The sequence below is a fragment of the Pseudocoprococcus catus genome (assembly GCF_019734885.1).
Taxonomy (GTDB): Bacteria; Bacillota; Clostridia; order Lachnospirales; family Lachnospiraceae; genus Coprococcus_A; species Coprococcus_A catus.
Map to the genome: position 1 here is coordinate 53943 of NZ_JAAXCM010000039.1, position 16096 is coordinate 70038.

General features: G+C 42.9%; 15 protein-coding genes. 13 read left to right on the forward strand and 2 right to left on the reverse strand.

Annotated elements, in window-relative coordinates; genetic code table 11:
- The first annotated feature begins 79 nt into the window (after positions 1–79).
- Complete coding sequence (locus HED67_RS11415) at positions 80–295, forward strand: helix-turn-helix domain-containing protein (RefSeq protein WP_178440106.1); 216 nt, start codon at positions 80–82, stop codon at positions 293–295.
- Between the two features lie 140 nt (positions 296–435).
- Here HED67_RS11415 and HED67_RS11420 read toward each other — a convergent pair whose 3' ends face one another.
- On the reverse strand, positions 436–1758 hold the full coding sequence (locus HED67_RS11420; protein WP_221718370.1) for a sodium-dependent transporter: 1323 nt from the start codon (positions 1756–1758) through the stop codon (positions 436–438).
- 241 nt (positions 1759–1999) lie between these two features.
- Between HED67_RS11420 and HED67_RS11425 the strand changes: the two genes are divergently transcribed.
- Both HED67_RS11425 and HED67_RS11430 read left to right on the forward strand, forming a co-directional pair.
- Positions 2000–2152, forward strand: coding sequence for a hypothetical protein (locus HED67_RS11425; protein WP_221718402.1), 153 nt, complete (start codon positions 2000–2002; stop codon positions 2150–2152).
- Positions 2153–2450: 298 nt separating this feature from the next.
- Entirely contained in the window at positions 2451–3305 is an 855-nt protein-coding gene (locus HED67_RS11430) for a patatin-like phospholipase family protein (protein ID WP_178440111.1), read from the forward strand.
- Between the two features lie 206 nt (positions 3306–3511).
- Here the strand turns inward: HED67_RS11430 and HED67_RS11435 are convergent, their stop codons facing one another.
- On the reverse strand, positions 3512–4993 hold the full coding sequence (locus HED67_RS11435) for a hypothetical protein (RefSeq protein ID WP_221718371.1): 1482 nt from the start codon (positions 4991–4993) through the stop codon (positions 3512–3514).
- A 252-nt stretch (positions 4994–5245) separates the two neighbouring features.
- Between HED67_RS11435 and HED67_RS11440 the strand changes: the two genes are divergently transcribed.
- The 10 genes from HED67_RS11440 (at position 5246) to HED67_RS11485 (ending at position 16037) form a co-directional block, all read left to right on the forward strand.
- Positions 5246–6817, forward strand: a complete 1572-nt coding sequence (locus HED67_RS11440) for an acyl CoA:acetate/3-ketoacid CoA transferase (RefSeq protein WP_178440117.1) — start codon at positions 5246–5248, stop codon at positions 6815–6817.
- Positions 6818–6870: 53 nt separating this feature from the next.
- A complete protein-coding gene (locus HED67_RS11445; RefSeq protein ID WP_015513551.1) occupies positions 6871–7350 on the forward strand; it encodes a VOC family protein in 480 nt (159 codons plus the stop codon).
- A 25-nt stretch (positions 7351–7375) separates the two neighbouring features.
- On the forward strand, positions 7376–8167 hold the full coding sequence (locus tag HED67_RS11450; RefSeq protein WP_246612202.1) for an acyl-CoA dehydratase activase: 792 nt from the start codon (positions 7376–7378) through the stop codon (positions 8165–8167).
- Between the two features lie 30 nt (positions 8168–8197).
- Positions 8198–9457 carry a 2-hydroxyacyl-CoA dehydratase subunit D gene (locus HED67_RS11455; protein WP_015513552.1) on the forward strand — a complete coding sequence of 420 codons (1260 nt, stop codon included), beginning with the start codon at positions 8198–8200 and terminating at the stop codon, positions 9455–9457.
- Between the two features lie 20 nt (positions 9458–9477).
- Entirely contained in the window at positions 9478–10605 is a 1128-nt protein-coding gene (locus HED67_RS11460; protein ID WP_015513553.1) for a 2-hydroxyacyl-CoA dehydratase subunit D, read from the forward strand.
- A gap of 27 nt (positions 10606–10632) precedes the next feature.
- Complete coding sequence (locus HED67_RS11465) at positions 10633–12336, forward strand: L-lactate permease (protein ID WP_221718372.1); 1704 nt, start codon at positions 10633–10635, stop codon at positions 12334–12336.
- 438 nt (positions 12337–12774) lie between these two features.
- Positions 12775–13461, forward strand: coding sequence for a YjjG family noncanonical pyrimidine nucleotidase (locus HED67_RS11470; protein WP_221718373.1), 687 nt, complete (start codon positions 12775–12777; stop codon positions 13459–13461).
- 333 nt (positions 13462–13794) lie between these two features.
- Complete coding sequence (locus HED67_RS11475) at positions 13795–14598, forward strand: Cof-type HAD-IIB family hydrolase (protein ID WP_221718374.1); 804 nt, start codon at positions 13795–13797, stop codon at positions 14596–14598.
- A gap of 236 nt (positions 14599–14834) precedes the next feature.
- Positions 14835–15266: a hypothetical protein gene (locus HED67_RS11480; protein WP_178440129.1), complete on the forward strand. Its 432-nt coding sequence runs from the start codon at positions 14835–14837 to the stop codon at positions 15264–15266.
- Between the two features lie 186 nt (positions 15267–15452).
- Positions 15453–16037 carry a protein phosphatase 2C domain-containing protein gene (locus HED67_RS11485; protein ID WP_221718375.1) on the forward strand — a complete coding sequence of 195 codons (585 nt, stop codon included), beginning with the start codon at positions 15453–15455 and terminating at the stop codon, positions 16035–16037.
- The last annotated feature ends 59 nt before the right edge of the window (positions 16038–16096 follow it).

A 16096-nucleotide genomic window follows, 5' to 3' on the forward strand; every position in this document is an offset into this window, starting at 1 on the left:
TAATTTAAAGAGTGGATCGGAGATATAAGAGGCCGTATATGCCTGCGGCTGTGCGTGATTTGAGGAGGAAAATGAGATTATGACAGAGTGCCAACAGATTATTAAGGAATTAAGAAAAGCAACGGGAATGAACAGAAGACAGTTTTGCGAGGAATTTGAGATCCCCTACAGGACTGTGACTGAGTGGGAGCGCGGAACGAGAAATGCGCCGAAATATGTTCTGAAGTTTATGGAGTATTATATTCAGAATGAAAAAGTGAAGAAAGAGAATGAACAGAAAGTTTCGGAGAATTAAGTTGGTTTTAAAGCATTAAGTAATCGGAATAAGAGCAAAAAGAGCCTGTGCAGTACATCATATCAATGGATTAAAATACTGCATAGGCTCTTTTTAGCTTTGTGTGAGGGGCGGATAATATTGAAAAATGCAAATAATATTTAGCCGATGCCGCCCAGTGCGATACCGAGGATTAAAACCAGAAAACAAATCGGAATGTAAATGTATTTGCAAATTGGGAAGAACAGCCCGGTGAAAGGCTTTTTGCGGCCGGTGTTGACCTGCTTATCCACATATCTTTTGCCGAGGACCCAGAAGAACATAATGCCTGCCAGACCTGCACCAAGAGGGCAGATGTAAATGGACAGTACATCCATCCAGTCGGAGACAATGCCCTGGATCAGCAGGGAAATGACGATGCCGATGGCTGCGATAACGAGACAGGATGCTTTTCTTCCGAGACCGGTTTTCTCCTGAACGGTGGCGATAGGAGCCTCATAAAGGTTCATCAGAGAGGACATACCGGCCAAAAAGACGGCAGCAAAGAAGATAATAGCAATTATTCTTCCGCCGGGCATGGCTTTGATCAGATGAGGCAGGTAGATGAATAATAGTCCGGGACCACCCTGATCGAGCTGTGCACCGGTGGTGGCCATGGCAGGGATAATGACCAGGGCAGCCAGCATAGCGGCGATGGTATCAAAAAAAGCAACTCTGGCTGCGGAAGCTGGGACGTCTTCCGTATCCGGAAGATAGGAACCGTAGATCAGAGTACCATTTCCTGCTACAGACAGAGAGAAGAATGCCTGACCAAGAGCAAAAATCCATGTGACTGGATCGGACAGTGCCTTTGAATCGACTCTGAAAATATAATGGTATCCATCGACAGCACCGGGTTGGAAAGCAACATAAATGCCGAGAATAATGAACAGGACGAAGAAAACAGGCATCATGATCTTGTTGGCCTTCTCAATGCCGCTGCCAACACCGAACATCAGAATGATCATGCAGATCACTAAAGCGGCAGTCTGCCAGAAATTATTGCCGAAGGAAGAGGCCATTGAGCCGAAAGCACCGGCAAAGCCATCAATATCGGCAGGGGCCAGAACAGCACCGGTAAAAGTTCCGATGGTATACTTCAAAATCCAGCCCATGACAACGGTGTAGCCAATAGCCATAGCCAGTGCGCCAAGAACCGGAATCCATCCCAAGGCTTCTCCTGCCTTGCGATGTCCTCTGGATTCACAGGCAATGCCGAAGGCGTCGATAGGGCCGGAGCGGGTGGCACGGCCAAAGCTCATTTCGCTGATAACTCCCGTAAAGCCGATCAGGACGACAAAGATAAAATAAGGGATCAGGAAAGCACCGCCTCCGTAGAGGGAGACGCGGGTTGGAAACATCCAGATATTGCCCATGCCGACTGCAGAACCGATGCAGGCCAGTATAAAGCCCCAGCGGCTGTTAAAAGATTCTCTTTTGCTCATATCATTTCCTTTCAAGAGTTTCGTTTATTTATTGTAAAAATATGTAACTGTTCAGAGCCAAGCAAAATTTCAAAAAACAGATATAAAATGTTTGCATTTTTAAGACTGTTTTTGAAATTTTATTTGGCGGATACGCCACACCGACGAAATGCGTAGCATTTTGGAGATTAGCTTTGAACAGTTACAAAAATATTACTATGTTTTGATAGAAAACTCAAGTTTTAAAGCAGAAAAAAGGCGAATGGATGCTACAAGCTTCCCAGTGGCAGCCAAAGATATGGCACAGATGAGAGGCAGAAAAGTCGGGGCACCTTATTTGCCGAATAAGCTTACAGGACCGGGAAAAGCTTTTGATAAGATGCATTCTGAAATGAAAAAAGCGGGTCTGATTTAAAAAGAAAAATATACATATACTAAAGAAAAGTGCATAATATCACCTAAAAAGTTGTTTCTATATAAATATAGGAACAACTTTTTTATCTGTACAATGCTGTTTTGATATTTAACAGATGGAAAGAGGTGTAAGAAACTGTTTTTGATAGAAGAAGGCGTTGAAATGTCGTGAAAGCGACAAAATCAAGAAATTGTCATGACATCTGATTTTTATTTTATGTTAGAATATATCGCAGAACAAACAGGTTGAATAGGAAAAACAATAAGTGATATAGAATAAATAATGGAGATTGATGACAATGAGTAAGATTGGCTTGGTATTGGAAGGCGGCGGCATGAAATGTGCTTATACCGCCGGAATTCTGGATGCCATGATGGATAATGGCGTCACTTTTGATTATTGTATCGGTGTTTCAGCCGGTTCGGCCAATGGGGTTTCTTTTGTAGCCGGACAGCGGGGCAGAAATATCCGCTTCTACACAGAGCATATTAATGAGAAGGGCTACTTTGGTCTTTCTTCTTTTTTGAAGACGGGTAATCTTTTCGGGCTCCAGTATATATATGGAACGCTGACCAATTCCGGTGGCGCAGATCCGCTGGATTTTGATGCCTTTATGAAAAGTCCGATGGAATACTGGCTGGTGGCAACGGATGCTCAGACGGGCAAGCCGACTTATTTCAGCAAGAAAGACATGCATAAGGATGATTATCGTCATGTGATGGCATCCTGTGCGATTCCTGCAGTCTGCAGGCCTGTTGAGATCGATGGAAGATTTTACTATGATGGCGGTGTATCGGATTCTATTCCTGTTCAGAAAGCCATGGATGACGGCTGTGACAAGCTGGTTGTCATTTTGACCAAGCCCCATGATTTTGTGAAGGAGCCGGAGAGAGATCGGTTTATTTACAAGAGATTATGCAAAAAATATCCGAAGATCATCGAAGCACTGGATCACAGACATATCATGTACAAAGCCTGCCAGGATAAAATGTTTGCCTTGGAAAAGTCAGGCAAAGCATTTGTTTTTGCACCGGAACACGTACTTGGCGGCGGCACTTACAGCATGGATGCCAAGGAGGAAGAGGCTATTTATGAGATGGGAATCAGGGATTTTTATGCACAGCAGGAAAAACTGAAGGCTTTTATGAAGTAAGTGTTGTAGAGTAAAACTTTGCCCATGAGAGTGCCATATTCAATTCCCGGCTAGAGTGCTTTTGAAATGTTCAACGGCGTGTTGCTCAAAAACATCGAAAAGGGATTAAAATGAGATTATTCAAGCGCAGGTGCTTCTAACGCGTCTGTGTTGAATAATCTCGTTTTAATCCCTTTATGTATACCTGGAGCAACACGCCTCTTGTCTTACTTTTTAAAAGCACTCAAATCGATCATTCGATAGACAAGAGAGCCGTATTTATCGTAAAATGCCTGCAGGCTCTCTGCGTCGTAATGAATGCAGTAGTCTGCAGTTCTTATGCTGTCCAGATACGCACTGATCTTCTGGACAAGCGTATCGGAGAGCACAGAATAAAAATAAGGGCCGACGTCCGTGTGATAGCGTTCCGGATTTTTGAGGAACAGTTTCTTACGATTATTGAAGATGGCAAAATGTATGAGATGCTGGGTGTTCACTAATTGTTCATCATCAATCACATAAAAATGAATGTTTGGATTACCTTTTGCAAGGGCCAGCACATTCTCAATATGCAGCTTGCGTTCTTCAGGTGTCATATGATAAACCACATCTGCAAAAATAATTTCACCGTCATCAATATATTTCATTAATGAGGATTTCAGTACATAGAAATCCAGCGTATTCTTTTCAAAAATTTCTTCCCATGTAATCTGAAGCTGAGCGACGATCAGTGCCATAAATTCATCTTTATCCCTTTCCCGGGCAGTCTGGATGATTTTGTCCCAGCACTCCTGAGGCAGAAGATATTCAAAGCCCAGGGTCAGCAGGAACTGGAAGTTATCCTTGGTATAAAAGTCCGTGCGGTAACCATGCTGATAGAATTCCAACTGTTCCGTGGCATGGGCCAGAAGATTCGGTGTACGGAAGGAAGGCAGTGTACGGACATAAATCTGATTGACCTTTTCAGGGTCAAAGATGACACTTGCCACATTGACACGGTTGTATTGATCGAGGGCACAGAGAATAGCAACATGATCTTTGACAACAATGGTATTAAGGGTACGCATCAATGTATTGTCATAAAAGTCAAAATTAATGGCCTTGTGTGCGTTGATAAAATAGTAGAGTGCTTCCAATCCCTGATTATTGTCATCATAAAGCAATGTTGTGTCAACACCTATTTTAACATTGACAGGATGCTTAGGTGTCAGATGGGAATACGCATTGGAAGGACTGTCCAATGCGAACCGACAGACATCCAGTGTGCACAGAACATCCAGTGATTCATCATAATCCAGCAGCATCTGCGGCAGTTCGTGATTAAAGAAATTGTAAATGTCATTGGCCAGGGTAAGAATCCTTGGCTTATAAGTTGTCTGCTGCTTTAATTCAGTGGAAGCTTCATTGCAGGAATTGCTGTAGTTTTCCTTTAATAAATGATAGACTGCGTTTTCCAGACCGTCTGGACAGACTTCCATTGAAAAAGCTTTTTCAAAATCTTTGATATTCTCCTGACTCAGAATCTCCTGGGCAAAAAGAGAAGCCATACTGCGGTTGATCTCAGGAGCCATCTTGGCAGCAGGTAGCATGGATTTATTACACCATTTACTTATGTAAGAGACGTCGTAGCCGATGACGTCTGATATCGTTGACAGTTTAGAACCTGTCAGCTGAATCAGCTGTTTCAATACAGTTCCGTATGCATTCATATCAAATACCTCTCTATTTTTTAATACATAACATTTTTGGCTTTACATGGTATAGTATGCCAGTGTGTTATGAAATTGTCAACTCCAAATTTGAATCAATTAGAATTCAATTTGCAAAAATTGAGTAAAGCACGTACCATTTGATTTTATTGCTTCAATGCTGATAAAAACTTACAATAGCCATATCGAAAGAAAGTAAAAAATGTATAAAATCTACAACAAATAATTATGAATTAGACGGAGGGATTGGAAATGGGTAAGGTTAAAGTCTTAACAGCAAGACAGGCCGCAGATCTTATCAAAGATGGCGACACAGTGACTTTAAGCGGATTCGTTGCAAATGGTATTGCAGAAGCATTGAACACAGCTGCTGAGGAGAGATTCCTTGAGACAGGACATCCAAAGGATCTTACATTATTCTGGGTAGCTGGTACTGGTAATAAAGACGGTAGCCATGCTGATCATTATGCACACGAAGGTATGGTAAAGAAAGTTATCGGCGGACATTTCAATTTTGTTCCTAAGATTTGTGAAATGCTTTCTGAAAATAAAATTGAAGGCTACAACGTGCCACAGGGTGCCATTGCTCAGATGCTCAGAGATAATGCAGCACGCAAGGTGGGAACCATCAGCCACGTTGGTATCGGTACATTCGCAGATCCAAGAAACGGCGGTGGACGTTTAAGCGAGAAGACAAAAGAAGATATTGTAAAGATCATCGAACTGGAAGGACAGGAACAGTTATTCTATCCGAGAATTCCTCTGGATGTGGCATTCATCCGCGGTACATATGCAGATGAGTTAGGTAACATCACATTAGAAAAAGAAATGGCTCCTCTGGATGCAACATCTCAGGCAATGGCTGTTCACAACAATGGTGGTCTGGTTGTTGTTCAGGTTGAAAGAGTTGTCAAAGCAGGTCATCTTGACCCGAAGCTTGTAAAGATTCCTGGTATTTATGTAGATGCTGTTGTTGAATGTCCGGCAGATGATCCGAAACAGTCACAGAGTATCAACTGTACATATGATCCGGCTTATGCAGGCAACACACAGGTTCCTGTATCCAGCCTTGAACCAAAGAAACTGGATGCCAAGAAGATCATCGGACGCCGTGCAGCAATGGAATTAAAGAAAAACGTTGTTGTTAACCTTGGTGTTGGTGTTCCTGAATGGGTATCTTCTGTAGCAGCTGAAGAAGGCGTGGCAGATGAAATGACACTGACTGTTGAGTGTGGTCCTGTCGGCGGTGTACCTGGCGGCGGCCTCAGATTCGGTGGTTCTGTCAATGCACAGGCTTACATGGATGAAGGCTACCAGTTTGACTTCTACGATGGCGGCGGTTTGGATCTTTGCTTCCTCGGTCTTGCAGAAGTAGATAACAACGGTGATGTGAATGTCAGCCGTCTTGGAACAAGAATCACAGGTAGCGGCGGTTTCACAAATATTTCTTCTAACTCTAAGAAAGCTGTTTTCTGCGGTACATTCACAAATGGTGTTAAGATTCAGACAGGAGACGGTAAGCTGACAATCCTTGAAGAAGGTAAGAAACATAAATTTGTTAAGAAGGTTACAGAAATTACATTCTCAGGCGTTGTTGCCGGCAAAGCAGGCAAGGATGTCCTCTATGTGACAGAACGAGCAGTATTCGCATTGAAGGCAGACGGTATTCATCTGATCGAGGTTGCACCTGGCATTGATGTTCAGACACAGGTTCTCGATGAAATGGATTTCGAACCGATCGTTGATCGTGATGCAGATGGCAATGTCAAATTAATGGATGCCAGAATCTTCAAAGATGAAGTTATGGGAATGACAATTGAATAAAACAGTCCATAAATATTAACAAATATATTATAAAACAGGGAGGAACTTTCATCATGGAAAACTTATTTGCAAACACAGGAATTGGCAAACACATTATCAGAACACATCACTGGGGCATCGTTTTACCTACACTTGAAAAGGCAGAAGCTTTTATGAAAACATTTGGTCTTCAGGAAGATTACAGAGGTCATGTAAAAGCTTATGATGCAGATCTGATCTTCACAAAACACGGCAACGGTGTAGACGCAGTTGAATTTATCATTCCATTATCAGGCGTTCTGACAGAGTTCAACAAAGGTAAAGGCGGTATCGCTCACGTTGCTTACCTTGTAGATGATATCAATGCTGTTTCAGAAGAAATCAAAGCCATGGGTTATGAACTTCTTGAAAAAGAACCTCAGGAAGGTACAGAAGACATCATCGTTAACTTTATCCGTCCAAAATATACACAGGGTATCCTTGTAGAGCTGATCCAGCAGGTTGGTGACATCAACTACGATGCAACATTCACAAGCCGTTGGGGTGAAAAATAATTGTAAATCATAATGACAGGAGGAAATGTGCGTGTACACATTAGGTATTGATATTGGTTCCGCTTCCAGTAAAGCGGTGATCTTAAAGGATGGAACGGATGTTGTTGCATCAGCAGTCGTTCAGGTGGGTACAGGAACTTCGGGACCTGGAAGAGTTCTGGAAGAAGTTTTCAGTAATGTCGATTTAACTCAGGAAGACATGGATTATACAGTGGCAACAGGTTACGGTCGTTTTTCTGTAGAAAATGCAGACAAACAGCTCAGTGAGATTACCTGCCATGCAAAAGGGATTTTTCACCTTGTGCCATCTGCAAGAACCATCATTGATATCGGTGGTCAGGATGCAAAAGCCATTCAGCTGGACAACAAAGGCAATATTTTGAAGTTTGTCATGAATGATAAGTGTGCTGCCGGTACAGGCCGTTTCCTAGATGTTATGTCAAGAGTTTTGGAAGTTCCGTTAGATCAGATGGGAAAAGTCCATTTTCAGGCGAAGGAATGGGCACAGGTCAGCAGTACATGTACAGTTTTTGCTGAATCTGAGGTTATTTCCCAGCTCTCTAAGGGACTGCCGAGAGAAAGTATTGTCGCAGGTGTTCATCAGTCAGTGGCCAGCAAGGCATGTTCATTGGCCTACCGTATAGGGGTTAAAAATGACGTTGTTATGTGTGGTGGTGTTGCACAGAATGCAGGCGTTGTAGACGCGATTGAAAAGGAATTGCAGCAGAGTATTACAGTTGCACCTCACCCACAGATCACAGGTGCGCTCGGCGCAGCACTGATGGCATATGAAGAGTTAAAGAAACAGAATAAATAAATGAATTTTACGGAAGGAAGGTAAAAATTTATGGAATTTAATGCAATGGAAGCCAGCGCAAAAGAATGTTTGGCATATTATCAGGCAAAACTCGATGAAGAAGCATGGGAGGCTAAAAAGAACGGTAAGCTTGTCTGTTGGTCAGCTTCTGTAGCTCCTCCAGAATTCTGTGTAGCTATGGATATCGCTATGGTTTATCCTGAAACACATGCAGCAGGTGCAGGCGCAAGAAAAGCATCTATGGATCTTCTTGAAGTAGCAGATGAAAAAGGCTACAACATTGATATCTGCTCATATGCACGTACAAACCTTGGTTATATGGAACTGCTGAAACAGGAAGCATTAACAGGTCAGAAACCTGAAAAACTGGCAAACTCCAAAGCAGCTTATGTTCCGCTTCCAGACCTGGTTATCACATGTAACAACATCTGTAATACACTGCTGAAATGGTATGAAAACCTTGCAAAGGAACTGAACATTCCATGTATCATCATCGATGTTCCTTTCAACCATACAATGCCTGTATCCCGTCATAACAAAGAGTACATTGCAGATCAGTACAGAGCAGCCATCAAACAGCTGGAAGACATCACAGGCAGAGCATTTGATTATGATAAATTCTTTAAAGTTCAGGAACAGGTACAGCGTTCTGTATACTGGTGGAACAAAGTGGCTACATACGCACAGCGTAAACCATCACCACTGAATGGTTTCGATCTGTTCAACTACATGGCACTGATCGTTTGCGCAAGAGCAAGAGATTATGCTGAAATTACATTCCACAAATTTGCTGATGAACTGGAAGCAAAGGATGCTGCTGGTCAGTACGCATTCGGTGCACCGGAAAATGAAAAGCATCGTGTTACATGGGAAGGTATCGCCGTATGGACTTACCTTGGTGCAACATTCAAGGGCTTAAAGAATCAGGGTGCTGTTATGACAGGTTCTGCTTACCCAGGCCTTTGGAGCCTTGTTTACACACCAGGTGATCTTGAATCCATGGCTGAAGCTTATACAAATGTTTATATCAATACATGCGGTCCTAACAGATACGAAGAATTCTACAAAGTTGTTAAGAACTCCAAGAGTGACGGTATCGTTCTCCATCTGAACAGAAGCTGTAAACTGATGGGTCTGTTAAATAATGAAGGCGCAGAATATGTCAATGCAAAAATGGGTGTACCATATGTCAGCTTCGACGGTGACCAGACAGATCCTCGTGTCTTCACACCAGCTCAGTATGAGACACGTGTTCAGGCATTAACAGAGATGATGGACGAAAATCAGTAATCAGAGGAGGAATATATAAGATGAGAACAGCGAAAGAGATCATTAATGAGTTTAAAGCAATTGCTGACAATCCTAGAAAAGCAATGGATGACTATAAAAAAGAAACCGGTAAAGGTGCAGTAGGTATTATGCCTGTATACTGTCCAGAAGAAATCGTACATGCAGCAGGCTATCTGCCAATCGGTATGTGGGGTGCACAGAAGAAACAGATTTCAAAAGCACGTACTTATCTGCCTCCATTTGCATGCTCCATTATGCAGTCTGTAATGGAATTACAGTTAGAAGGCGTTTATGATGACCTGGAAGCAGTCATCTTCTCTGTACCATGTGATACATTAAAATGTATGAGCCAGAAATGGAACCGTCCAGTACCTGCTATCGTATTTACACATCCTCAGAACCGTAAGATTGCAAAGGATGCAGCAAATGTATTTGCTCGTGAAGAGTTCAATATCGTTAAAGAGAAACTGGAAGACATCCTTGATGTTCATATTTCCAATAAAGCAATCAAAAACAGTATTGCAGTTTACAATGAAAACAGAGCAGCTTGCCGTGAATTCTCTGATGTAGCAGCAGAATACGCAGCAGTTGTTACACCATCCGACAGACATGCAGTTATCAAAGCACGTTGGTTCATGGAGAAATCCCGTCATACAGCACTTGTTAAAGAACTGATCGCAGCTCTGAAAGCTGAGCCGGCTCCTGAATTCAAGGGTAAGAAGATTATCGTTACAGGTATTCAGGTTGAGCCATATGATGTACTTGATATCTTCCAGGAAAATGGTTTTGCTATCGTAGCAGATGACCTTGCTCAGGAAACACGTAACTTCCGTCAGGATGTTCCTGATGATGACGATGCCCTGATGGCACTGGCAAGAGCATGGAATGAATTTGATGGATGTTCACTGGCAACAGATGCCAACAAACCAAAGGGTCAGATGATCATTGATGCAGTGAAGAAATATGGCGCAGACGCTGTTGTTGTATGCATGATGAAATTCTGTGATCCAGAAGAATTTGACTATCCAATCCTTCTTCAGGAATTCGAGGCAGCAGGCGTGAAGAACCTGTATATCGAGGTAGACCAGGAATCTACAGCATTTGAACAGGTTAAAACACGTATTCAGACTTTCGCAGAAATTCTGTAATATCAAGAACAGAGAGGGGTTTACAGTATGTTTGCGATCATAGCCTTTATTCCGATTATCGTTACGATTATTGTCATGGCCGGTTTTAACTGGCCTGCAAAAATCGCTCTGCCTCTGGCGTGGCTCATTACAGCCGTTGTATGCTTCTTCGGATGGCAGATGGACTTCATTACAATTGCAGCGCACACTGTATCCGGATTCCTTACATCCATTGATACAATCGTCATTATTTTAGGTGCAATTTTAATCATGAACACGTTGAAACATTCCGGTGGTATGGATGTTATCAATCATATGTTCACCAACATCAGCGATGACCCACGCATTCAGTTGATTATTATCGGCTTTATGTTTGGCGCATTCATAGAAGGTGCCGCAGGATTTGGTACACCTGCAGCACTGGCTGCCCCTCTGCTGATCAGCGTCGGTTTTCCTCCTTTATGTGCCGCCATGGTGGCACTTGTACTGAACAGCACACCTGTCCCTTTTGGTGCTGTCGGTACGCCGGCCGCTACTGCTTTTAATATGGTCAGCGGAGAAGTAGCAGACTCAGGTATCGCCAATGTCGAGGCCTGGAAACTTGGATTGACAAAATGGGTTGCTATTCCAAGTGCAATCATTTGTCCAATCATCATTTTTGTAGCAATGTGCATGATGTGTAAAATGTTTGGCAAGACGAAATCCATCAAACCGGCACTGGAATGTATTCCATATATTCTGATGTCAGCAGTGGCTTTCTGTGTGCCATATATCATCTGTGCGATGTTCCTCGGACCGGAATTCCCATCACTGATCGGTGCGCTGATTGCATTGGTCATCTGTATTGTGACAGCTCGAAAGGGTATTCTCGTTCCAAAGTCAAAATTTGAATTCCCGGCGCGTTCCGAATGGGATGCAGCATGGAAATCTGCAACAGCAGAAGAAGCAGAACAGGCAGAAACTGAAAATAAAGTTGTGGAAAGTAAGATTTCACCGGTGATGGCATGGGTGCCATACGGACTGATCGCTATCATCCTTGTTGTGACACGTATTCCACAGTTGGGTATTAAAGGTATTCTGAATGTTTCTACCGCACCGTTTGCGGTGTCACTCAGCCATATTTTTGGTGTAGAAGTTAACTGGAGCTTTAAATGGGCATGGAATCCTGGCGTTCTGCCATTCATCCTTGTTGCACTGCTGATCATTCCTCTTCATAAGATGAAAGCAGAGCAGGTGAAAGCAGCATGGAAAGAAACCGGACAGATGGTCGGCGGCGCAGCTATCGCTCTGATGTTTGGTATCGCTATGGTACAGCTTTTCAGAAACTCCGGTGCACAGTTCAATCACAGTGGTATGGACAGTATGCTGATCGTTATGGCAAATGGTATGGCCGATCTGTTTGGTAAGGCTTACATTGTTGTATCACCGCTCATCGGTGTTATCGGTGCCTTTATCTCAGGTTCAGCAACTGTATCGAATACATTATTCTCAACACTGCAGTTTGCAGCAGCGGTTCGTCTTGGACTGCCGGCTATGTTAATTGTAGCTATGCAGGTTATGGGCGGCGCCATGGGTAACATGGTTTGCGTCAACAACATCGTTTCAGCATGTGCAACCTGTGGTACAGTAGGAACTGAAGGACGTCTGATTCGTTCCAACATTGTTCCTTGTCTGATCTATGCTGTTCTGACGATTTTAATTCTTGGCGGTATGATCATGGCTGGTATCGACCCAGCAGCAGCGCTTCAGTAAGTGCTGAATTACTTTCATATAATTTAATAAGTCCATTCGTTATTAACATAAGAAGTCGCATCCTCTGCTTTTATGGGATCAAGCAGAGCATGCGGCTTTTTATGTTTTAATAATGCAGTGGTTTGCTTTTAATAAGAACGGTTTTATGATATAATGTGCGTAAGCAATGAGCAGTGCCAATCGAGAATATGCAGACCGAACATGCTTGCATGGTGAGGTCTGCATATATCGAGAGTGATAGGGCGAATGCCCGTCAGCCAGAAAAAACTCTGATTTTTCTGGCATGCACTGCGGACTAAAACTCATGATAGCTGCATACGCAGCGTCAAGCACCAAAGGTGCGAATCATGATATACTAAAAGAAAAGTGGGATGTGACAATCACTAGCAGTTCGAGTTTTGAACTGCTATTTTCAACGGTAAAGCGGAGGATAAAAGCGTGGTCGATACAGTTTTGTTTGACTTGGATAATACATTGTTGGACTTCAATAAAGCAGAGAAAATAGCGGTGGAACGAACCTTGCGGGAAATGGGCGTGACGCCGGATGAGAGAATGTTAAAGCGTTATAGTGAGTTGAATCTGGCTCAGTGGCATTTGCTGGAGCAGGGAAAGATTACAAGATCTCAGGTGAAAGTACAGCGCTATGTGAATCTGTTCCGGGAGTATCATATAGAAGGTGACCCGGCAGAAGCTGCAAAAGTTTATGAAGCCTATCTTGCCATTGGTCACTATTATGTAGAAGGTGCCGAGGAACTTCTGAAGCACCTATCTGAAAAATATCGCCTTTATATGGTCACAAACGGCACTCTCAGCGTACAAAAAGGACGCATCAAAAGTGCCGGGATGCGTCCTTACTTTAAAGATATATTTATATCAGAAGAAATCGGTTACGATAAACCGGGCAAAGCCTATTTTGACTATTGCTTTTCAAGAATATCGAACTTTCATAGAGAGAACACCGTTATCATTGGTGACAGCCTTACCTCAGACATACTGGGCGGCAAAAACGCCGGTATCCGTACCGTCTGGTATAATCCGCATGGCAGTGAGAATGCCTCAGAAATTCAGTCGGATTATCAGGTAGGGGAGCTTGCTGAGATTGAAAACTTATTGGAAAAAATTTAGTTTTGCGTTGATGTTCTACGCATAGAGGCAGGCAAGTATTGCAACTATATTGAGTGTAGATTTGAGTCAGGAAATTGTAGATGATACAAAAAATGACAGTATGGCTTAAAATTCCAGTCATCTCTATTATTGAAGATGACTGGAATTTTGTTTGTGCCTAATCGCGCCGGTTTTTCAACGCTGTAAGCGGACCATTCGCTGGACGTGGAAGTGCCGGATTGTGTGATAAATGAATGATTTTCGCAAGTGTGAGATTTAAAAGGCTTGCGAAATAAAGATGAAAATGGTAGTATGATGAAGTGGATAAGATTGAGTAAAGAAAGGAACTGACAGATGATTCGTTTACTTGCATTAGATATGGATGGTACTTGCCTGAACGGGCGCAGCCGGATGACAGAGGAGACAATTCGTACAATACGTAAGGCTGCAGATGCAGGCATCATCATCGTGCCGACAACAGGACGTCCATTGGCGTGTCTGCCATATCGGCTGACGCAGGAGAAAGGTTTGTATCGATATACGATCACTTCCAATGGTGCACAGGTTGTAGATCTTGAAGAGAAAAAGACCATTTTTCGGATGCTGATGAAACGTGAACGGGTGATACAGTTTCTGAAGGAATGTGAAGGATTGAATGTGGTCCGGATGACACACATACAACATCAGTATGTGATGGAAGGACCGTTGATGGAAGTGGCAGGACGCATTGTTTACGGCAGGGACGTGGATGGCATCCGCAGGGTCAATGATATGGAAGCCTTTGTTGAAAAAATTCATTATGATATAGAAGAAGTACAGGTCTATTTTTTCTCGGGCAGAACCCGAAGAAAGGTTGCAGAGATACTTGAAGGCTATCCGGATTTTTCATCAGCTTTCGGAAGCAAATATGTGGAAATATTTGCGAAGAACACATCCAAAGGAACCGCATTAAATGCATTGGCATCAAGGCTTGGCATTGCTAAAGAGGAAATTGCCTGTATCGGTGACAGTGCCAATGATCTGCCGATGTTTGAAGCGGCAGGATTGAAGGTCGCCATGGGCAATGCAGTGCAGGAATTGAAGAAAAAAGCCGACATAGTCGCTTATTCCAATCATATTGATGGCGCAGCGAAGGTCATTGAGCAATACATTTTGTAATGGCTTATCTTTAGGATTGATTTTTGGTCAGAACAGATAATTATATAAAATATGTGCATACTAATAGAGCATTCAGAAGGTTGTCATTTGAATATAACACTTTCGGATGCTCTATTTTTCGTGCTGCAGGAGGTCCGGTGAGATTTTTCGCAGCATGGAGATACATTGCGTACCGGAAAATGTATACGCTGCTCTTGTGAGCAGTCATTATTTTAAGGAGAAACGAGGTATGGAATATGGAAGAACAGACATTGCACATTTTAAATGAATGCAGCTCAGGGTGCAAGATGGCCATTCACAGCATGCAGCAGATTTTGGAGTATGTGGAAAATGAAAAGCTGGAGCAGGTGATTATGGCGGCAGAACGCAAGCACAAGGAAATTGCGGCACGAACAGCAAAGGCGTTGACAAGTTATGGAGAAAAAGGAAAGAAGCCGGGAGCGGCGGCAGAAACATTTGCCTGGCTGACAACAGAAATGAAGATGTTGATCCGGGATGACAGCAGTCAGATTGCAAAGATTATGACCAACGGATGCAACATGGGCATTCAGTCCATCATGGAAGTTTTGAATGAAAACCCGGAGGCGGATAGAGAAAGCAAAAATATTGCCGGAGATCTAGTGAAGGCCGAGGAACATTTTGCGGATGAATTGAAGGCATTTCTGTAACTATTTCAGCGTGACAGCAAATTAGGCAGGACAGCAAATTGTGAAGCCGGATGAAAGAAAAGTTAGAGGCATTAAAACAGAAGTGCGGGAACTGATAGAAGTCAAAAAATTGTTATACTCTTATTAGAAGGTCAGTGAATGGTCAAAATGCAGAGCCATTCACTGGCAGATTGAAAGGAGTCAACAATGGGAAAAGGAAGTAAAGTAATAAAAATTAAGCATGAAGAAGACAGCATTTTTGTCGGCGCAGCCTGGGGGAGAAAAAGAACAAGATGGGGACGAAAAGGAGCCAGATTGACACTGGAAGCTATATCGGATTATTTGAAAAAAGGAGCTGGTGTGCATAGTGAGGATGTTTATCTGGACGAAATAAAGTGTGATTTGCTTAGGTCGATTCGCAAAAGGTTATATCAGCAAGCTTTAAAGGATGGAAAAGAAATAAAGGAATATGAGTGCAGTTTTGAAGGGGTTGTGATATGGCCGGAAAAAAATAAATTTATCTGTTTTAATTTTGGCGATGGTGCCGTTTTGGGCAAAACAGATCAAGGACATATAGGCAGTCTGCTGCTATCTGAAAAAAGAATCAGGAAGCCCCCGCAATTGACGATGGATGGAGCTGTTTCTGACGTCGGACTGAAAAGAGGTGTTTGGTCAGCTTATCATGAGTTGTATATACTGGAAGGACGTCAGGAGCGATGGGCGATGTCCGTCAGTGAGGATAAAATAGAAGAAGGGGAGAATCCGCTGCTTTTGTCGATAAAAGCCTGTTGACAGAGGCAGAAGCATGGAGAAATTGTGTACAATAGGCGATGTTTATGAGATAATAGATG